2 protein-coding genes are annotated in these 3,918 nt (G+C 59.1%); both read left to right on the top strand.

Annotated features, from left to right (window positions below; genetic code table 11):
* Window positions 1-82 precede the first annotated feature (82 nt).
* Entirely contained in the window at window positions 83-1,303 is a 1,221-nt protein-coding gene (locus B2W52_RS12785) for a methyl-accepting chemotaxis protein (protein WP_273070730.1), read from the top strand.
* Between the two features lie 48 nt (window positions 1,304-1,351).
* On the top strand, window positions 1,352-3,856 hold the full coding sequence (locus B2W52_RS12780; RefSeq protein ID WP_273070731.1) for an efflux RND transporter permease subunit: 2,505 nt from the start codon (window positions 1,352-1,354) through the stop codon (window positions 3,854-3,856).
* The last annotated feature ends 62 nt before the right edge of the window (window positions 3,857-3,918 follow it).

Genomic DNA, 3,918 nt, shown 5'->3' with positions numbered 1-3,918 from the left:
ATCTGGGTCTTGCCGTGCCCGAGGTTCCCCAAGCCTCCAATGCCATGCAGATTCCGGTGAAGGCCATCGACTGAGAACATACATGCTGACACTGCTGCGAAATGCCCGGCTGAAGTACAAATTCTGGTTGCTGAACATTGTCGTTTTTGCAGTTCTCTGCTTGCTCGTTCTCTATGCCATGAACACGATTGCCGGGCAGACCGGCCGGTCGTTCAACGAGGTCTTCGCTGATACGGCACCCGGCTTCGCGCTGGTTGTGGCAATACTCATGGTGCTCGAGATGGCCGGGTCCCAGCTGCTGATCTCGTTTATCGAGCGCCACGTGAATCGCCTGAAAAACACCATGGTCGACGTTCAGGCTTCGGGCAATCTTAGCCAGCGGGCGGTGGTGGATTCCACTGACGAAATCGGCGAGATGGCCAGCGCCTTCAACGCCATGCAGGACCGCACCGTGGGCGTGGTCCGTAGCATGAAGGAAGCCATCGAACGGCTGCACCAGGAAGTTGAGGAACTGACCGCGGCCGCCGAAGCCCGTCGGGATGACCTCGGTCGCCAACAACAGGGCGCCGACCGGTCCGCGGAAGTCATCGAAACCATGCTGCAGAGCTTCACCGGCATCGCCGAGCAGGCCGGAATTGCCAAGACTCTCTCCCACGAGGCGAGCGATGCCGCTCGCGACGGCAGCACCCGTGTCGGACAGAGCGCCGACAGCATCCGCAAGCTTGCCGATGTGGTACGCAATTCCGCCAGCAGCGTCGAAGCCCTCGCCGAAAACAGCCATGAAATCAGCCACGCCATCACCGAAATCCGGGGCATTGCCGAACAGACCAATTTGCTGGCCCTGAATGCGGCCATCGAGGCGGCCCGAGCTGGCGAACAGGGCCGAGGGTTTGCCGTCGTGGCTGATGAAGTCCGTAAACTGGCCCAACGGGTCCAGGACTCCACCGATCAGATTCAGGGTACGATCGATCGGCTTCTAAGCGCCATCAACACCGCCGTAAATCAGATGACCGGAAGTTCTGAGGATGCCACCCGCTGCGTCGAGGAATCCGAGGAAGGCCGCCGTGCCCTGGAAGCCATCAACGAGGTGGTGAGCCGGATCGATCATACCAACCAGGAAATCGCCAACGTCTCGGCAGACCAGACCGCCGGCACCGACGATGTGCTGGCTAACGTTCAGGGCATTCGCGAGACCACCCAGAACATGGTGACCCAGCTTGCCGAGAGCGCGGATATGAGCCGCCGCCTGAAAAAGCTGATCGATTCCCTGGAAGAAGCCTCGTCAAAGGTCACGGTTCACTAAGGTTTATGGCACACTCTGCACTCGTTTGAACTGGCAGAGTAGTTGTTCATGAATCGTCTTCGCGCCCTGTATGACCGCCTGATTTTTCCGCATCCCGTTATTATCCTTGCGGGTTTTGGCCTCCTTCTAGCCATCGCCGCTATCAAATTCGGCGAATTCCGCCTGGATGCTTCCGCCGAATCGCTGGTACTGGAAAACGACCGTTCCCTCGAACAATACCGCCAGGTAAACCGTCGCTTTACCACCTCGGATGATTTCCTGATCGTCACCTATACCCCCGAAGGTGAACTGTTCTCCGAAGATGGGCTGGCCAGACTGGGCGCGTTGCGGGATGAACTGCAAGGCCTGGAAGCCGTAGGCTCCACCAACAGCATCCTGAACGTACCCCTGCTCCACAGCCCGGATCTGACGCTGGATACCGTGGACAGCGAGATCAAGACCCTGGACGACCACGATGTAACGCCGGACACAGCCCGCCAGGCGCTTCTGAACAATCCGCTCTACCCCAACCTGCTGATCAGCGAAGACGGGCGAACCACTGCCATACAGGTCAACCTGCCCACGCCGGATCGCTATTTTGAACTGCTGAGAAAACGCAACGATCTGAGAGACAAGGCCGATGCCGGCGAAGCCTCCGAGGCCGAGTTGGCCGAACTGGAACGGGTAAAACAGGATTTCATCGACTTTACCGAAACCCTCGGGGTCGAGCGCGATGCCACCATCCGCACGGTTCGCTCCATTCTCGACACCTACCGCGACGGCGCGGACATCCACCTGGGCGGGGTGCCCATGATTGTGGCGGACATGATCCGCTTCATCGAAAACGACCTGTCGACCTTCGGGCTTGGCGTCCTGGCTTTTCTGCTGCTCACTTTGGCCATCATTTTCCGGCAATGGCGCTGGGTTCTGGTGCCGCTGTTGTGCTGCAGCTTTACCGTCTGGCTGATGATCGGCTTTCTGGGCTGGGCCCAGTGGCCGGTGACGGTTATCTCATCCAACTTTATTTCCCTGCTGCTGATCATGACCCTGTCGCTCACTATCCACTTGATCGTGCGCTACCGGGAATTCCAGCACGATGATCGTGAGGCCAGCCCGAGAGAGACCCTGCGCAACACCGTGATGGCGATGATCAAGCCCTGTTTCTACATGGCCATCACCACCATCGTCGCCTTCGGCTCCCTCACCTTCAGCGGCATTCGCCCGGTCATCGACTTTGGCTGGATGATGACCCTGGGCCTTGCAGTGGCCTTCCTGATTACCTTTATCATCTTCCCGGCACTTCTGACCCTGTTGCCCCCGCCACTGGACAGCCGGGTCACCTCTGACCGGGTCCCCTTCACCGATGCCTTTGCCCGGTTCACCGAACACTTCGGCAAGACGGTACTGGTCGGATCCGGCGTGATTGCGGTGCTCTGCGTTATCGGCCTGAGCAAGTTGACGGTGGAAAACAGCTTCATCGACTATTTCAAATCCTCCACCGAAATCCATCAGGGCATGGTCACCATCGACAACCGCCTGGGCGGCACCACGCCCCTGGACGTGGTCATCACCGACGATCCGCCACCGGAAGGCGCAGGCACCGGCGACCCGTTTGCCAGCGACTGTGACCCGTTCGTGGAGGACTGTGGCGCCGGCGAAGAGTACCGGGATACCTGGTACACCTACCAGAAAATGCAAGAACTGGAAGCCGTTCACGAGTATCTGGACGGATTACCGGAAACCGGCAAGGTGCTGTCGATCAACACCACGCTGGAGATCCTGGCCCAAATCAACCAGGGCGAGCCCCTGGATGCCCTGGAGCTGGCGTTCGTTCCGGCTGCCGTGCCGGATGACCTGCAGGACACCCTGCTGACGCCCTATATATCCGAGGAACACGACCAGGCCCGCTTCAGCATCCGGATCCTGGAGACCATGCCGGAACTGCGTCGACAGGAGCTGTTGGACCGCATCCATAATCACCTGACCACAGAACTGGGCTACTCGGAAGATCAGGTGCTCTTTGCCGGCATGACCGTGATGTACAACAACATGCTGCAGAGCCTGTTCGATTCCCAGATCAAAACCATCGGCGTGGTCTTCGCGGCCATCATGGTGATGTTCCTGATCCTGTTCCGCTCACTGAAACTGGCCCTGATCGGCATCGCCCCCAACCTGATCGCCGCCGGCTCCGTGCTCGGTCTGATGGGCTGGCTCGGAATCCCGCTGGATATGATGACCATCACCGTCGCGGCCATCACCGTCGGCATCGCCGTGGACGACACCATCCACTACATCCACCGGTTCAAAACCGAGTTCCAGAAAGACGGCGACTACATCGCCACCATGCACCGCTGCCACCGAAGCATCGGCCAGGCCATGTTCTTTACCTCGCTGACCATCATCTCCGGGTTCTCGATACTGGTGCTGTCCAACTTCATCCCGACCATCTACTTCGGGTTGTTTACGGGGTTTGCCATGTTCATGGCTCTGGTGGGGGCTCTTACGCTGCTTCCCCGGCTCATTGTTCTCGTTAAACCCTTTGGCTCGGGTGGGGCTCCTAGCTTGGGCTCCTAGCCTTCTGGTTTCAGAGGAGGAACAGGGGTGTTGCCCCCTCCCAAAAAACGCTACGAGCACAT

The sequence above is a fragment of the Marinobacter sp. UBA2498 genome, from assembly GCF_002341575.1.
In the GTDB taxonomy this organism is placed as follows: Bacteria; Pseudomonadota; Gammaproteobacteria; order Pseudomonadales; family Oleiphilaceae; genus Marinobacter; species Marinobacter manganoxydans.
The sequence above is the reverse complement of the archived record's forward strand: the minus strand, read 5'-3'. Positions and strand labels throughout refer to the sequence as shown.

Coding starts and splice junctions, on each gene's coding strand:
- B2W52_RS12780 (WP_273070731.1), top strand. CDS start 1,352: ATGAATCGTCTTCGCGCCCTGTATGACCGCCTGATTTTTCCGCATCCC.
- B2W52_RS12785 (WP_273070730.1), top strand. CDS start 83: ATGCTGACACTGCTGCGAAATGCCCGGCTGAAGTACAAATTCTGGTTG.